The sequence below is a fragment of the Hathewaya proteolytica DSM 3090 genome, assembly GCF_900142225.1.
In the GTDB taxonomy this organism is placed as follows: domain Bacteria; phylum Bacillota; class Clostridia; order Clostridiales; family Clostridiaceae; genus Hathewaya; species Hathewaya proteolytica.
The window spans coordinates 17900-35126 of record NZ_FRAD01000016.1 but is presented as its reverse complement, the minus strand read 5'-3'; the positions used below and the strand labels follow the sequence as shown (position 1 = coordinate 35126).

Below are 17227 nucleotides of genomic sequence, written 5' to 3'. Positions count from 1 at the left end.
GGTGCCTTGGAATACAAAAATATTCTAGGGCACCATTTTGTTTATCTAATTTAATTTAATTTCTTCTACATTGTCCTTAGATATCTCTTCTAAGTAGAAGTAATGTGTTTTGTGAGAAATATCTTTTGTTATGGTTTTTTCTTTTGTTTTTATTTTCAAGTTTTTAAAATTCAACCCTATATTTTTGCCATAAATAAGAGAAGCCGAGCTTCCTTTAACGGAATCGATGTATTGAATGAATAAATCATCATCAGTAGAGGAACTATCTAATTTGCATAACCATCCAAGAAAGTTTTTCTGGAATTGAAGTAGTCCTATGGATTCAGCATCAGGATTATTTGCATTAGGCTTCATACAACTATAAAATACATAAAGTCTATTATTGTATGTAATTTTTTCTTCAACAGTAATTGTATCCTTGTTGGCAGAATTGCTTACGTATTTCCAAGTTTTATTTAGTATATACTTTTGAGAAATTTTTTCGTTTATACTGTAGAGACAGAAGAAAGAAAGCACTGCCACGGTGAAAATGACTACAATTTCCAATCGCTTATTTATAACCATGATATCATCCCCAGATTTATTTGATATAACTTAATATGTATATAATACTCTCATATTGTATAATATTCAAACAATTTTTACACAGTGATATAAAGTTAAAAAAGTGCTATAATATTACGTACAAACAACTATATAACATAATGATGGGAGAATAACTATGAAGATGAAAAATAAAAAAATAGCAATAGGAGTTGCAGGAATTCTTTGTGCAATTATAGTCATAATTGTGTTTGTGTTTATTACAAGGGAACAGCCTAAGACCAATGAAACTCCAAATAAAAATAGTAAAGTGGAAGATAAGGTAGAGAATAAAGTAGAAAATAAAGCGGAAGATAAAGTAGAAGATAAAAATGAAATTAATTCTAACAATTCTATTTCACAGGAATCAGTTCAGGGAGAAATCACTGAGGAAAAGGCCATAAAATTGATAAAAAAAATAGTAGTACCATCTATGACTAACGGTTCTGATGGTATAAAAGTTAGCAAAACGGGTATGGAGAAAGTAAATAGTGAGCAGTGCTATGTTTTTGAGCTGAGCCTAATAAAGAGTGCCAATAAAACTCAGAAATTTGGGACATACGCTGTCAGTGTAAATGGAAAAAATATATATAGTAAAGATTCAAAAACAAAAGAATTCAATAAATTTGTTCCAAGCAAATAAAATATAAAAAATGTTTAGGGGTGGGTAAATGTGGATGGTGAGGATTCAACAAAAAATAAGATTATAGGAAAATGTAGCAATCCGCTAAGTGTAATTATGCTGATTCTTAGCTGTATAGCTTTAGTTGTTTTTTTAATGTTTTACTTTTTATTGTATAATAAACCTATTGATGTGAAAGATATGGAGATTAAGGAGCTAGAAAAAATCTATGTGGATGAGTACAATGTAAAGGTGAAGGTGGAAGAAGATAAGCGTGTCCATGTAGAAGAACAAATAAATGTGGACTTTAAAGGAAAAAAACAGGAACTGTTTAGAAGTATTTATTTGCAAAACATAAGGATGTACGGCATTGATGAAAAAGTATATAAAGATAAAATAAAAATATACAATCTATCTGTAAATGGAATCAATGGTGTGAATTATGAAGGTGACAGAAAGAAAATTGATTTTAGGCTAAATGACCCTTTTCAGTTGAAAGATGGGAAGGATTCATACACAGTAAAATATGATATTGAATTTCCTAAGAACTATGAAAATTGTGAAGGGAAATTTTTTATGGAGCTTTTGCCTCTATCTTGGCCTTCTCCTGTGGGAAAATACAGTATAGAAATAAAAATGCCTAAAAGCTTTGATAAAAGTAAATTACAACTGAGAAGTCAAAAACTTGGTGATAAAGATTATAAAAATTTAAATTACAAAGTAGAGGACAATACTATTTTGTATGAATCCCAAGAGCCAAAAGTAGTCAAGCAGGGTATAGCATTAAATGCAGATTTGGGAAAGGACTACTTTGAAGTGGAAAAGCGAAAAATCAATGTGGTGATTTTTTATACTTTGGCAATAGTAGCTTTGCTAATGAATATCATTACAATTATCATAATATTACTTAGGCGACGTGAAGTAAAAGAAAGGGAAAAAATTGAGGAAGAAACTTCTTGTGAAAACCATGAATTCCTCAAGGAAGACCTCTGTATATTAGAAGTTGCCCGTATTTTAAAATCCTATATAGACAAGGAAGCTTCTAGAACTTTTGTGGCTGAACTTATAAAACATGGATATATAGATATCAAAGAATGTGATGGAAAGTACTTTGCGGTAAAGCTTAAGGAGACAGGGGAGTTTTACCCCTTTAATGGTGAGAAATTTGAAGGTAGTACTAGGGAAATGGCCTATGCTGCTTGTTTTCAAAAATATGAAGTTGGGCAAGAAATACCTTTAAAAAAGATATTAAAAAGAATAAACCGTCAATCATCAAGTATATACAATATATTAAATAGAAAAACCTATTTACAAGATAAGAAAAAACAGAGCTATAAAAAATTTAGTAAAATGTATTTAGTTTTAATAATTAGTTTTGCCCTATTTATGATGTTATTTATAATTACAGAGGAGATTTTTGCGAGTGGTAGCTTTATGAATCTACTTCCCGTAATGCTTTGGTTGAATGTTATAAATACTTTCATCTACGATGAAAAGTATCTTACTATATTTTTAGGTGGAATTCTAATCGCGGTTTCCATTATAATATTTTTTGAAGCAGGATTGTTAATAGGCACTACCATATTTCTTCTGGGGATAGTCAATATTTATATTGTTATGACATATCAATATCTTAATGAAAAAGATAAAATTATGAAAAGTAGGATCAAAGCCTATAAAAAGTATATTATGAGCATGGATACACAGAGTGCTGAAAAAGCTGTGGAATATTGTAAGAGCTTTTATTATGATAATATAATTTACGCCAGGTATTTTGAAGCAGAAGATAATTACGAACAAGCTTTCAAAAACATAAAGGGCATAGCACCTTCATGGTATAGAGAAAATTTAATTTAATAATTGCAGAGAGGGAAAAATTTATGACAGGACGAAAAAAAATAGTAAAAACATTGGCATACTTCATTATTTGCACAACCTTATTGTTTACAGGTTGCAGCAATGGAAAAAGTGTGATAAACAGTGGAGAAATTCAAAGCAGCGGAAGCAAAGAGGTGGATGGACAAGGTATAAAAGTTCATTTTATTGATGTAGGACAAGCGGACAGCATTCTTATACAAGAAGGAGAGCAGAGCATGCTAATAGATGCAGGTAACAATGATGATGGCAAGCTAGTGTGCGATTATATAAAAGCTCAAGGTATAGATACCTTAGAATATGTAGTTGGAACTCATCCTCACGAGGACCACATCGGAGGCCTGGATGATGTGATAAAAGCTTTTAATGTGAAAAATGTATATATGCCTAGAAAATCTGCTACAACTAAAACTTATAGAGATGTACTTCAAGCTATAAAAAATAAAAAGCTTACTATTAAATCTCCAGAGGTTGGTTATGGTTTTCAACTTGGGAAGGCAGATTTTAAAGTATTGGCTCCCCACGAAATTTATGAGGATGCTAACAATTGTTCCATAGTGTTAAAAATGAAATATGGAAATAATTCTGCTTTATTTACGGGGGATGCGGAAAAAGAATCTGAACAAGCTATGATGAAGGGCAACCTTGATTTAAAATGTGACGTTCTAAAAGTAGCTCACCACGGTTCTAGAACATCATCGTCCCAGAAGTTCATTGAGGCTGTAAAACCTTCATTTGCAGTGATTTCAGTGGGAAAGGACAATGAATACGATCATCCTAAAAAAGCTACTATGGAAAGATTACAGAATAATAATATACCAGTTTACAGGACTGATGAGGCTGGTACCATTGTAATGACTTCAGACGGAAATAATATAAAATTTAGCAGTAAACCTGGAAGTTATAGAGGTATGATTAGCACGAATAGTAAATAAAATAATGGCTTTGGCATTGAGAAAATTGTCTATCATATGTATAATGGTACATGGTATTGAAATTATACATAAGGAGGAAGTTTTTATGAATATGCCAAAGCTATTGTATCTTTTAAAGAATAATAGAGGCGAGTTTACAAAGGAAAACATTTTTAAAAACATAATAGCGGGTATTGTTGTTGCTATTATTGCGTTGCCACTTTCGGTGGCTCTAGGTATATCTTCTGGAGTTTCTCCGGAAAAAGGTCTTATAACAGCAGTGGTTGCTGGATTTGTAATATCCTTATTAGGAGGAAGCAGGGTTCAGATAGGGGGTCCTACAGGGGCTTTTGTAGTAATAATATATGGAATCATATCGGAACACGGTATTGATGGACTAATATTAGCTACTATTATGGCAGGTGTAATACTTATCGTATTTGGTGCCTTAAAATTAGGAACACTTATAAAATACATTTCATATCCAATAACAGTAGGATTTACAGCTGGTATAGCAGTAACTCTGTTTTCAACTCAAGTCAAGGACTTTCTAGGTCTTACCATAGAAAAGGTGCCTTCAGAATTTATTCCCAAGTGGGGAAGTTATCTAGAAAATATGGGAACTATAAATTGGACATCCACTATTTTAGGTTTATTTTCACTAATGGTGATAATATTATGGCCCAAGATCAACAAAAAAATACCGGGCTCTCTTATTGCTTTAATTTTAGCTACTATAATTGCTTATTTTTTCAAGCTACCAGTTTCAACCATAGGAAGCACATTTGGAGAAATTAGCTCTAGTATTTCTATGCCAGGTCTTCCAGCAATTCAATTAGATACCCTAATCACTCTAATGAAACCAGCCATTGTAATAGCATTTTTGGCTGCCATAGAATCACTTTTGTCTGCAGTAGTAGCTGACGGAATGATACAGGACAAACACGACTCTAATATGGAGCTTATAGCTCAGGGTGTTGCTAACGTGGCATCTGGATTGTTTGGTGGAATACCTGCTACAGGAGCCATAGCTAGAACTGCTGCTAACGTGAAGAACGGTGGAACCATGCCTATTGCTGGTATTGTCCACGCCATAACTTTATTTTTAATCATGAAACTTTTAATGCCTCTGGCAAAATATATACCACTTACATGTCTTTCAGCTATTTTGATGGTGGTATCATACAATATGAGTGAATGGAGAACATTTAAGAAGTTATTAAAGGCTCCAAAGAGCGATGTTATCACACTTATTGCCACCTTTTCTCTTACAGTAATTTTCGATTTAGTAGTTGCCATTGAAATTGGAATTGTAGTTTCTGTGTTCTTGTTTATGAGAAAAATGGCTGTGAATATGGAGATAAACGAATTAAAAGAAGAGCATTATGAAAAGCAGAGAACTCTTATTGAAAATATTGATACGGATTTATACAATAATAATAGCATAAAAATCTTTGAAATCAAGGGAGCTTTCTTTTTTGGGGCTGCGGAAAAACTTATGGAATCAGTAGCTAGCGTGGGTGATGAAGCCAAGGTTATAATTCTTAGAATGCACCACATAAGTCACATGGATATAACTGCCTATGATATGATAAAAAAAGTAGAATCTTTGTGCAAAGAAAGAAATCTTCAACTTATTATTTCAGAGCTGAGGGAACAACCAAGAGAGTTAATAGAAAAAATGGAAAACAAGGAAGGCGTACGATATAGAGATATAGCTAAAGATTTAAATTCCGCTTTAAAACTTGCAGAGGATTCCCTAGCATACAATTAGTTTTTGCCTAGGAATTGCAAAAAATATCTTAAAATGATATAATTTATAGAAAATATCTTGGAGGTATTGCTATGGAGGAAAATATAAACAGCGGTTTAAATGGTGACAAAGGAAATGATGAATGTAATAATCGAAATAAATTAAAAGGATTTTTCTTTGATTGGATACTACCAGTAGTTGTTGCGGTAGGAGTGGCATTACTTATAATTAATTTTTGGTTTTTCTTTATTGAAGTTCCCACAGGATCAATGGAGCCTACTATTATGCCAAATGATAGGATACTTGTTACTTGTGTGTACAATAAATCCAAATTAAAAACTGGTGATATAGTAGTATTTTATTCTAAGGAATTGTCAAAGGAAAACAATAAGGAGACAAATCTTGTAAAAAGACTTATTGGAAAACCAGGAGATCACGTTATCATAGAAGAAAACGGAAGCGTGTATGTAAACAACAAGCTTTTGGATGAGAAATATGTAAAATATCAATTGGGTATAGAGAAGGAATTTACAGTTCCAGAAGGCAAATACTTGTTTTTGGGAGATAATAGAGCTAGTTCTAGGGACTCTAGAATGTGGGCAAACCCATATATAGATGAAGAAGATATCATGGGAAAAGCGCAGTTCGTTGTATTGCCATTTAAAAGAATAGGAAAACTAAAGTAATCATGTACACTGCCTAGTTTATATTACATACTTGTAGTATAATTTAGGTAGTGTATTTATTGTGTGAAAAAAATGTTGTATAATGAAATTAACTATTATGTAACACATAAGACCCCCATAATGGGATATAATTTAGGAAAATGGGTGTAAATTATATTTTACATTAATTGATATGATATGCTAAACTTAGTATGGTAAAAATATGTTACCATTTAATGTACTGAAAATACTGAAAAATATCATAACATTAAATTTAGGTGGGGTGTAGAGTGCACATAAAAAAGACATTTATTATAGGGTCAATGCTTTTAGTTTTTGCTGCCTTTACTAGCTTTACGGCATGCTCTAATGGACAAAGCAATGATAATGTAATTTCCAATGAAAAAATACAAGATAACATAGATAATAGTAACAAAAAAGATGAGATAAAATACAATAAACCTAGAAGTGAAATAAATGCAGATATGTCTGTTGATTTAGACAATAATGAAGAAATAAAAAAAATTGCATGTCAGTTATTTTATAAATACTACGGTTTAAAAATTCCCAGTGACAAAACTTCAAAGTTTGAGATTAACAGGATAGTAGACCATGGTATAAGCATAATAAACCTATCTTTTATGGGAGCTATTGACGAGGAAGATCACTATTTAAGTATGGTCATAAATAAAGATAAAAAGCTTATGGAACGTATAGATGCTACAAATTACAATAAAGCTGAGAGAGAAGAGAAAATAGATAGCAGTAAAGCAGAGAAAATAGCGGAGGAATACCTTCTTCTAGTGGAAAAAGATAAATTCCATGAAGTTGGTACAATTAAGATTGTAGAAAACACAAGAGATGGTTATAAAATCATTTTTATGAAAAAAGATCATGAGGAAGATGCCATAAGTGTTTCTGTAAACCCTTATACTGCTGAGGTTACATCCTTTTTAACCCATTGGATAAATGAATAATAATTGTAAAGGAGATTACCATGGAAAGTGAGATAATCTTAAAAAAACAAAAGGAATTTTTCTTGAGTGGAAAAACTAAAGATATAAATTTTAGAATACAATATCTTAAAAAGCTAAAAGATGTGATTGCATTTTATGAACACGACATACTGGATGCTTTAAAAAAAGATTTAAATAAAAGTAACTTTGAGGCCTATGAAACGGAACTAGGTATGGTTTTGGAAGAAATCACACTTATGATTAAAAAGGCTAGATATTGGTGCAAAAGTGAAAGAAAAAGGACTTCTATTGTGCATTTTAAGACTAGTAGCAAAATATATAAGGAGCCTTATGGAGTTGTTTTAAATATATCGCCATGGAACTATCCATTTCAATTGTCTATGATTCCTCTAATTGGAGCCGTTGCTGCGGGAAATTGTGTAATGCTTAAGCCTTCTAAGTACTCAATTCACACTTCGGATGTGATAGAAAAGATAATTTGTGAAACTTTCCCTGAAGAATATGTCTCTGTCGTTGAAAAAAATGGTGGAAGGAGCGAGCTATCTAATCTTTTAGATTTGAAGTTCGATTTTATATTTTTCACTGGGGGGGCTGCTATGGGATCTATAGTAATGGAAAAGGCTTCCCGCTACCTTACTCCTGTGACTTTAGAGTTAGGGGGAAAAAGCCCCTGTATTGTTCACAAGGATGCAGATCTCAGAAAGGCATCTAAAAGAATTGTGTGGGGAAAGTTCCTTAATGCAGGACAAACCTGTGTTGCCCCTGATTATTTAATGGTTCACGAAGCAGTAAAGGAAGAGTTGATTTCCTATATGATTCAAGATATAAAATCCTTTTTTGGGGAAGAACCCTTTGTAAGTGAGGATTATGGGAGAATAATAAATGAAATTCAGTTTAATAGACTAACAGAATATCTGAGAGAGGGAAACATTATTTTTGGAGGCGACTACGATACAGCACAAAGGTATATAAGCCCAACTTTAATAGATGAGGTGTCGTTTACCAATAAAATAATGAGGGATGAGATATTTGGACCCATAATGCCCATCATTGAGTACAAGGATATTAATACCATGATAAAACGCCTTCAGAACAGCCATAAATCTCTTGCTCTTTATCTTTTTACAGAGGATAATAATGTAGAAAAGAATATAATAGACAATGTATCTTTCGGTGGGGGATGCGTAAATGACACCATAATTCACGTGTCATCTTCTTATGTGCCTTTTGGCGGAGTTGGGAACAGTGGAATTGGCTCCTACCATGGAAAATGGAGTTGTGATCTGTTCACCCACAAGAAAACTGTCTTAAAAAAAACCACCATGTTCGACATAGATTTTAGGTACCCTCCTTACAGCGACAATAAGCTAAAGTGGCTTAAAAAATTGCTGAAGTAAAAATTTCATAGTATATATTTGGATAAAATACGCAAAATAGGGTTACAACAAAACAAAAAAGGAGTCTTACAATGAACAACAAAAGAATTAGTTGTGGACTTACAACCCTAGTGCTTATTTTATCTTTATTTTTTTTCACGGAAAAAAGCTACGTCAATTATGCATATGGAGAAAAAATAGGATATGGCATTGAACAAGAATCAAAGTCTACAAATAAAAATGCAAAACAAGAATCTAAGAGCAACACGGAAGAAGTGGAGTTTTCAAGTACTAAAGATGAAAACTTTACAGTAGGGAATCTGTACAATGGCTTTGAATTACTAGAGAAAAATGAAAACCATGGAGAGATGCTTTTAAGCTTCCAACACAAAAAAAGTGGTGCAAAGTTGTTTGCTGTGAAAAACAATGATGTAAATAAACACTTTTCTATAGCCTTTAGAACCCCTGTTTATGACAATAAAGGTGTAGCACATATTTTAGAGCACTGCGTTCTTGTGGGTGGCTCAGAGAAATACCCTGTAAAGCAGCTTTTAAAAGAAGTTATGGAATCCTCTCTTAGTAAGGATATGAATGGAATTACCACCTCAGACACCACCATATATCCTTTCAGCACTACAAACGAAAAAGAGTTTACTAACATAATGGATATTTATATGGATATGGTTTTTAATCCTTTATTTTATAAAGAAAAACGAATATTCAGAGAAGAAGGATGGTATTATGAAAATACTCCCAATGGACTAAAATACAATGGGGTGGTTTACAATGAGATGAAGGGTGCATTGTCCACTATGGATGGAAGGCTATACAATAGTATCTGCAAAAGTCTATATCCTGATACTACCTATGCCTTTATCTCTGGGGGGGATCCATACTATATAACAGACCTTACCTTTGATGAGTTGAAAAAGTTCCATGAAAAATATTATCATCCTTCAAATTCATATATATACTTATATGGAGATATGAACATAAGCTCAAAATTAAAGGATTTGAACAATAATTATTTAAAAAAGTACCAACTAAAGGGTATAGACTCCAATATAGAAAAATCTTCTCATTTTCAGGAAAGGGCGGTGCAGGAATACACTTATGCCAGTGATGAAAATAATGATTCATCAAATAAATCTGTGCTGACGTACAATTTTTCCATTGACGAAAAGAACCCTTCTACAGACATGGCTTTGGAGATGCTGGATTCTCTTATAATAAGCAATCCAAACTCCGTTGTATACAAGAATTTACACAGAGAAGGCTTCAACAATGTGTCGGGAACTTATGTAAAAAACCTTAGGGAAAATTTCTATTCTATTATTGCATATAATTGTCAGAAGGATGAAGGGGAAAGGTTTGCCCAAGTTGTGGAGGACACATTGCTAGGAGTTTTTATTAATGGTATAGATAGAGACATCATAGAAGCGGAATTAAATAAGCTAGAGCTTAGCACGCGTTGGTATGGAGCATCTTCCAATGGAAGGGGTACTGAAATAAATAGGCGAATTTTAGATTATTGCGTTTACGGACTCAACCCCATGGGTGCCTTTGCCAAGGAAGAAGAAATTTCAACTATAATGAAAGCCAAAGAGAACTACTTTTTTGAGGAAGTTCTACACAAGCATTTTATTAAAAATGACCACAAAAGCATAGTTATATTAAGCCCTGAGAAGGGATTGTCTCAAGCCCTTGCAAAAAAAGAGATGAATAAGCTGCAGAACTTCGTAGGTGGTCTCAAAAGTGGCGAATATGAAACTATTATGGACAATATTTCCCAACTTAGAGTTTGGCAGAGCTCTAAGAGCGATGAGGAGTACATTGATAGAATACCAAAGCTTAAGATGGAGGATGTAAACCCTATTCTAGACTTGCTACCATCTTGTAGAAGGAAAAAAGATGATGTGGAGATATTGTATCATCCATGGGCAACCAATGGAACTAGCAAAATGAACATATATTTTAATTTACAAAACTTAAAGAAAGAGGATCTGTGTTACGCAAAACTTTTAGCTAGTTTAATGGGAAAGGTGAATACAAATGAGTTGGATACAGGCGAACTCGAGAAAAAAGTAAATTCCATGAGCAATGGCATAAATTACAGCATTGAAGTGTTTACAGATGAAAAAGATATGGATAAGACTAGTGCGTATCTTAAGGCTTCTTTCCTTACAAAAAATGAAAATTTGAAGGATATGATGTGCATACTAAATGACGAGATGCTATGCAGCGATTTTGACCACAAAAGTGTGCTAAAATCTTACCTTAACAACATTATAAGTCAAAATGAAAACCTTGTGAATAGGTATCCTGAAGTTTTGGGTATGAATAAAAATATGTCTTGCTACTATGAGGAAAAAGCCATAGGCGAATATTTTTACGGGTTAAAATACTTTGATTTTATAAAGGAAGTATACAAGAATATAGAAAATCAGCATCAAGAAGTTGCGAAGAAACTATGCGAACTTTCTAAGTTGATATTTAACAAAAACAACATAACAATAAGCATAACAACAGATAATGAAGGCTACAATTCCTTTCAAAATGCTCTGGGAACTTTAACTAAAAATATGACAAGTGATAAAGGGAAATTAAGTTCATGGGATATTCCTTTAGAAAATACTTGTGAAGCAATACTGTGTGAAAGCGAAGTCCTGTACAACACTGAAGGTTTTAATTATAAAAAACTTGGATACAAGTACAATGGAAATATGAAAATAATGAAAAATATATTAGAGATGGATTATCTTTGGGATAAAATACGTGTAGAGGGCGGCGCTTATGGGGCAAATATTTTATTGAATTCTAAGGGTGCTATAGCAATGGCATCTTACAGAGACCCCAAGCTTGTAGATACTCTTAAAGTATTTGAAGAGGTCCCTCTATACTTAGATAAGTTAAATATGAGCTCAAAGGAATTGGAAAGTTACAAAATTAGCACATTGGCGGAGTACTGCAATACAAAAACTCTAGATGAAAAGGTGAATCATGCCGATTATATTTACTTTAGCAATATAACGAGAAGTGACCTTGAAAGAGAACTGTGGGAGATAAAGACAGCCACATTAAAGGATATAAAGAAGTATAAGAAAATGTTTAAAAAAGGGTTGGATGAAAAAACCATTACTGTGGTTGGAAACAAAAGAGAGATTGTGAAGAACAAGAAGATATTTAATAAGATTAATTCATTTTATTAAAAAAAAGTGTTGACAGATGAAAAAACTTATAATATAATAAAATAAATTATTAATAAACCAAAGCTACGACGGAGAGAAAGATACAATATTTATCTTAAGAGAGCTAATGTATGGTGCGAATTAGCGATAGTATGTATGTAATAATCACTCCCGAGCTTCTGTCCGAAATGCAAAAAGTAGGTGCAGACGTGTGTCGACGTTATACGACTAGAGTTCAGGCATAGCCTCGACTTGACTAAGATACAATTTTTAAATTGTAAAGTAGGGTGGTACCGCGAATATACTTTCGCCTCTACAGATGTTATATACATTTGTGAGGCGGAAGTTTTTTTTATTTTTATAGCTGGCCAGCGTAAAATTAAAACCTTATGTTCATTTAAATGAACGAAAGTTTATCATAATAATAAGCTAAAAATTGTTAATATTCTTTAAATAATACTGGAGGGAAAATTATGGAACAAAAGAAAAGAGAGCGATTCGGAACAAAACTAGGTCTTTTTACAGCAGCGGTGGGTTCTGCTATTGGTCTAGGTAATATATGGAAATTCCCTTACTTAGTTGGGGAAAATGGAGGAGCAGCATTTTTACTTGTATACCTTGTTTGCGTGTTTTTAATAGGAATGCCTATAATGTTAGGCGAATTTGCCATTGGCAGAAGAGGTCAAGGTAGTGCCGTTAAATCTTTTGAAAATGTATCACCGAAAAAAGCATGGAAGTACAATGGTTTGCTTAACACTGTAGCTGCCTTTATCATATTATCATTTTATTCTGTTATAACTGGATGGGTTTTTTCATACATAACTAGATCTTTTTCAGGAAAATTTAATTCTATTCCTATAGGGGAGTTGAGCAATTATTTTGGTCACGTATCGGGAAGCCTTGACCCACTGCTTTGGACAGCTGTAGTACTAGCTTTAACATGTTTCGTAGTGATGATGGGTGTTAAAAAAGGTATAGAAAGATGTAGCAAGATATTAATGCCATTTTTGTTTGTATTACTTGTAGTTCTAATGGTTAGATCTCTTACTTTAGATGGAGCCAGTGCTGGAGTTAGTTTTTTGTTTAAACCAGATTTCTCAAAGCTTACTATGAATAGTTTTCTTGAGGCGCTAGGACATTCCTTTTACACTTTAAGCCTTGCCATGGGAATAACTATTACTTTCGGAAGTTATACTAAAAAAGAAGAAAATCTAATGTCCATGTCAGCCAAAATTACTGTAACAGATACAGCTATAGCACTGATGGCTGGTATGGTAATATTTCCAGCGGTGTTTGCTTATGGACTAGAACCTTCAGCAGGAGCGAAACTTTTATTTGTGACAATACCGGCGGTTTTCAAAGGTATGCCTATGGGAAATGCATTTCAGACTTTGTTCTTCATACTTGTGGCCATAGCAGCTGTGACATCCACTATTGCCTTGATGGAAGTAATAGTATCAGCCATATCAGAACAGTATGGAATGAGCAGAAAAAAAACTTCTTTTCTTGTAACAATGGGACTGTATATGCTAGCTATACCAAGTGTTTTATCTTTTGGAGCATGGAGTGGTGTGAAAATATTTGGACTTACCTTCTTCGATTTATTTGATTTTATTGCCTCCAATATAATGCTTCCTGTAGGTGGGTTCTTAACCTGTGTATTTATAGGATGGGTCTGGAAAACTGAAGAATTTGAGGATGAAGTTACATCAGGTGGGATGTTTAAGTTTACAGTTAAGAAAGTGTACAATTTTATCATGAAGTATCTAGCTCCCGTTATAATCATAGTAATATTCCTTAATACAACTGGCTTGTTGAAAATCATTTTTAAGTAGTATAAAACCACTTGACACAGTAAGTTAATGAGTATAATATATATAAATATATGAGTTTAATAAATAAAAGCAATGAAGAGGAATAGTAGGTGGTAGCGTTCTTTCAAGAGAGAAGCTGGTTTGGTGAAAAGCTTTATGAATGTACTGTTGAACCAGCCTTGGAGCTCTGTACCGAAACTTTAGTAGGCTACAGCGGAAGCAATCCGTTAACTGATTGAGAGAGAATATAATGCGTAAGTTTTAGCATTGTATTAACTAGGGTGGTAACGCCGGAACTTATACCTCGGTCCCTTTTACAGGGATCGGGGTTTATTTTTTATTCTTATGGTAAAAATAAATACAGGAGGAGATAAGATGGCAAAGGAAAAATTAGTGAAAGATATTACATCTAGGGATGTGGATTTTGCAAAGTGGTATACTGATATTGTTAAAAAAGCTGAATTAGTAGACTATAGCAGTGTGAGAGGATGTATGATCATAAGGCCTTATGGCTATGCCATATGGGAGCTTATTCAAAAAGACATAGATAGCAGACTTAAGTCTGTTGGACATGAAAATGTATACATGCCAATGTTTATCCCAGAGGGACTACTTCAAAAAGAAAAAGACCATGTGGAGGGATTCGCTCCAGAGGTAGCTTGGGTTACTCACGGAGGAACTGAAGAATTGCAGGAAAGGCTTTGTGTAAGGCCAACATCCGAGACTTTATTTTGTGAACACTATGCAAAGATAATTCAGTCCCACAAGGACTTACCAAAATTATACAATCAGTGGTGTTCTGTAGTAAGATGGGAGAAAACAACTCGTCCATTTTTAAGAACTACGGAATTTTTATGGCAGGAAGGTCACACTATTCATGCCACAGAGGAAGATGCTCAGAGAGAAACTTTAAATATACTGGATATATACGCAGATTTCTGTGAGCAAGTACTAGCTATTCCAGTAATAAAGGGTCAGAAAACTGAAAAGGAAAAATTTGCAGGTGCTAACTCAACGTACACTATAGAAAGTCTTATGCACGATGGAAAGGCACTTCAAACTGGCACAAGTCATAATTTTGGAGACAATTTTGCCAAGGCCTTTAACATTCAATACAGTGACAAAGAAGGAAAACTTCAGTATGGGCATCAAACTTCTTGGGGTGTTACTACAAGATTAATTGGAGCTATAATCATGGTTCATGGAGACGATGATGGATTAATTCTTCCACCAAGAGTTGCACCAACACAGGTGATGATAATTCCGGTAGCACAGCACAAAGAAGGTGTTCTTGAAAAAGCAGGGCAGCTAAAATCAAGACTTATGGCAAAGGATATAAGAGTTAAGCTAGATGATAGCGATAAAATGCCAGGATGGAAATTCAGCGAATGTGAGATGAAAGGTATACCACTTCGTGTAGAAATAGGTCCAAAGGATATAGAGAGTAATCAAGCTGTACTTGTAAGAAGAGATACTAGAGAGAAAACTGTGGTTTGCCTTGATGAACTAGAAAAGGCAGTGGTAGAAATGTTAGAAAATATACAAAGAGATATGTTAGAGAGAGCAAGACAACGCAGAGATGAAAATACTTCCGAAGCTTTTTCAGTGGAGGAAATGGTAAATATAGCAGATAATAAACCAGGATTTATAAAAGCTATGTGGTGCGGAGATAGGGCTTGTGAAGACAAGATAAAAGAAGAAACAGGCATCACATCTAGATGTATACCATTTGGCCAAGAACCAATAGGCGACACTTGCGTTTGTTGCGGCAAAAAAGCTACTAAGCTTTTATATTGGGGAAGAGCATATTAATTTCATAAGATAATAAAATAAGGTGTGATGACAGAGGGGTCATCATACCTTATTTTATAAAAATATAATGATTCATTTTAAGTTTTGGTGAAGAAAAAGACAAAAAAAAGAGGGAGATTTATTATCTCCCTAAAAATATTTGAAATGAGACTTCAAGGTGTATTCTTATTATATTACTAATCTAATAACATTTCAACGATTTAGTTAATAATTTTTTAAAATTATTCAAGAATTATTTTTAAAGTAAATATTGACAATGAAAAGTCTGTGTATTATTATAATAATAATAGATTTAAAAATATAAATGCTTTGAAGGGAAAAAGTAGGGTTTACTGAATTTTACAGAGAGTTGCCGTTTAGTGAGAGGCGCATTATGAAGCTTATCTGAATACATCCCAGAGCTGCTCCTTGAAAGATAACAACCAGTAGGTGGAGAACGGATACTGCACACGTTATAGTGCTAGAGTATTACCCATGATATTTCGTGGAGTACTTGAAGAGGTTGATATTGCAAGGTATCGATGAATTAAGGTGGTAACACGGGAATTATGCTCTCGTCCTTTTATTAGGATGGGAGCTTTTGTTATATAAATTTTATATAAATATAATTCATTATGAATTAGGAGGAATAAAAATGATAGTCATATTAAATCCACAATCAAAAGAAGAGGATATAGAGTTGTTAAAGCAGAGAATTGAAGGACTTGGGTGCAAAATTCATGAATCAGATGGGGAGAATACAAGGCTTTTAGGGCTGGTAGGTGACACAAGTAAAGTGGACACAGATGCTCTGCAGGCAAATAAATGCGTAAAAAAAGTTCTTAATGTACAAGAGCCTTACAAAAAAGCCAACAGGATGTTCCACCCTAACAATAGTGAGATTAGCGTATTGGATAGGATCATAGGTGGTAAGAAGCTAAGCATAGTAGCAGGACCTTGTTCTGTAGAAAGTGAAGCACAAATAGTGGGTATTGCGGAGGCTGTTAAAAGTTCAGGTGCATCTTTTTTAAGAGGGGGAGCATTTAAACCAAGAACTTCACCTTACAGTTTTCAAGGACTGGAGATGGAAGGATTGGAACTTCTAAAGAAGGCCAAGGCAAAAACCGGCTTACCTATTGTCACTGAAATTATGTCTCCAAAATACATTGAAAAATTTGTTGAGGATGTAGATGTAATACAGGTTGGAGCTAGAAATATGCAAAATTTCGATTTGCTAAAGGAGCTTGGAAAAACGAGAAAACCTATACTTTTAAAGAGAGGTCTTTGCGCAACTATAGAGGAATGGCTTATGGCAGCTGAATATATAATGTCTGAAGGCAATGAAAATGTAATTCTTTGCGAAAGGGGAATAAGAACTTTCGAAAATTACACAAGAAATACATTGGATTTAAGTGCTATACCTGCTGTTAAAAAGCTTAGTCATCTGCCAGTAATAGTGGATCCAAGCCATGCCACAGGTCTTAAATGGATGGTAGAACCATTGTCAAAGGCTGCCATAGCTGTGGGTGCAGATGGATTAATAATTGAAGTTCACAATGATCCTGAAAATGCTTTGTGTGATGGAGCTCAATCTATAACGCCAGACATGTTTACTAATCTCATGGGTAAATTAAAAATGTTGGCAGAAGTAGAGGGAAGAGAATTATAAA

At 33.7% G+C, this 17227-nt stretch carries 12 protein-coding genes and 3 other annotated features; of the genes, 11 read left to right on the top strand and 1 reads right to left on the bottom strand.

The genetic code is table 11. The annotated features are described in order from the left end of the window. Window positions 1–45: 45 nt before the first annotated feature. Complete coding sequence (locus BUA73_RS09660; protein ID WP_072903929.1) at window positions 46–564, bottom strand: hypothetical protein; 519 nt, start codon at window positions 562–564, stop codon at window positions 46–48. A 157-nt stretch (window positions 565–721) separates the two neighbouring features. Here BUA73_RS09660 and BUA73_RS09655 point away from each other — a divergent pair, with 157 nt between their 5' ends. From BUA73_RS09655 to aroF, 11 genes are all read left to right on the top strand, one after another. Then, window positions 722–1225, top strand: a complete 504-nt coding sequence (locus tag BUA73_RS09655; protein ID WP_072903928.1) for a hypothetical protein — start codon at window positions 722–724, stop codon at window positions 1223–1225. A 30-nt stretch (window positions 1226–1255) separates the two neighbouring features. Continuing rightward, a complete protein-coding gene (locus BUA73_RS09650; protein WP_072903927.1) occupies window positions 1256–3061 on the top strand; it encodes a DUF2207 domain-containing protein in 1806 nt (601 codons plus the stop codon). Window positions 3062–3084: 23 nt separating this feature from the next. Further along, entirely contained in the window at window positions 3085–4014 is a 930-nt protein-coding gene (locus BUA73_RS09645) for a ComEC/Rec2 family competence protein (protein WP_072903926.1), read from the top strand. 85 nt (window positions 4015–4099) lie between these two features. Further along, on the top strand, window positions 4100–5767 hold the full coding sequence (locus BUA73_RS09640; RefSeq protein ID WP_072903925.1) for a SulP family inorganic anion transporter: 1668 nt from the start codon (window positions 4100–4102) through the stop codon (window positions 5765–5767). A gap of 71 nt (window positions 5768–5838) precedes the next feature. Then, window positions 5839–6432, top strand: coding sequence for a signal peptidase I (lepB, locus tag BUA73_RS09635; protein WP_072903924.1), 594 nt, complete (start codon window positions 5839–5841; stop codon window positions 6430–6432). Between the two features lie 269 nt (window positions 6433–6701). After that, window positions 6702–7388: a hypothetical protein gene (locus BUA73_RS09630; protein WP_072903923.1), complete on the top strand. Its 687-nt coding sequence runs from the start codon at window positions 6702–6704 to the stop codon at window positions 7386–7388. Between the two features lie 20 nt (window positions 7389–7408). Beyond that, window positions 7409–8785, top strand: coding sequence for an aldehyde dehydrogenase (locus tag BUA73_RS09625; protein WP_072903922.1), 1377 nt, complete (start codon window positions 7409–7411; stop codon window positions 8783–8785). Between the two features lie 71 nt (window positions 8786–8856). Next, a complete protein-coding gene (locus BUA73_RS09620; protein WP_072903921.1) occupies window positions 8857–11973 on the top strand; it encodes an insulinase family protein in 3117 nt (1038 codons plus the stop codon). A 56-nt stretch (window positions 11974–12029) separates the two neighbouring features. Continuing rightward, window positions 12030–12270: a binding site (T-box leader), on the top strand. A gap of 155 nt (window positions 12271–12425) precedes the next feature. Then, the gene (locus BUA73_RS09615) at window positions 12426–13787 is read left to right on the top strand and encodes a sodium-dependent transporter (protein ID WP_072903920.1); all 1362 of its coding nucleotides are present in this window, start codon (window positions 12426–12428) and stop codon (window positions 13785–13787) included. A 63-nt stretch (window positions 13788–13850) separates the two neighbouring features. Next, window positions 13851–14082, top strand: a binding site (T-box leader). Window positions 14083–14141: 59 nt separating this feature from the next. Then, the gene (gene proS, locus BUA73_RS09610; protein WP_072903919.1) at window positions 14142–15578 is read left to right on the top strand and encodes a proline--tRNA ligase; all 1437 of its coding nucleotides are present in this window, start codon (window positions 14142–14144) and stop codon (window positions 15576–15578) included. A 300-nt stretch (window positions 15579–15878) separates the two neighbouring features. Further along, window positions 15879–16143: a binding site (T-box leader), on the top strand. A 69-nt stretch (window positions 16144–16212) separates the two neighbouring features. Further along, on the top strand, window positions 16213–17226 hold the full coding sequence (aroF, locus tag BUA73_RS09605) for a 3-deoxy-7-phosphoheptulonate synthase (RefSeq protein WP_072903918.1): 1014 nt from the start codon (window positions 16213–16215) through the stop codon (window positions 17224–17226). Window position 17227 lies beyond the last annotated feature (1 nt).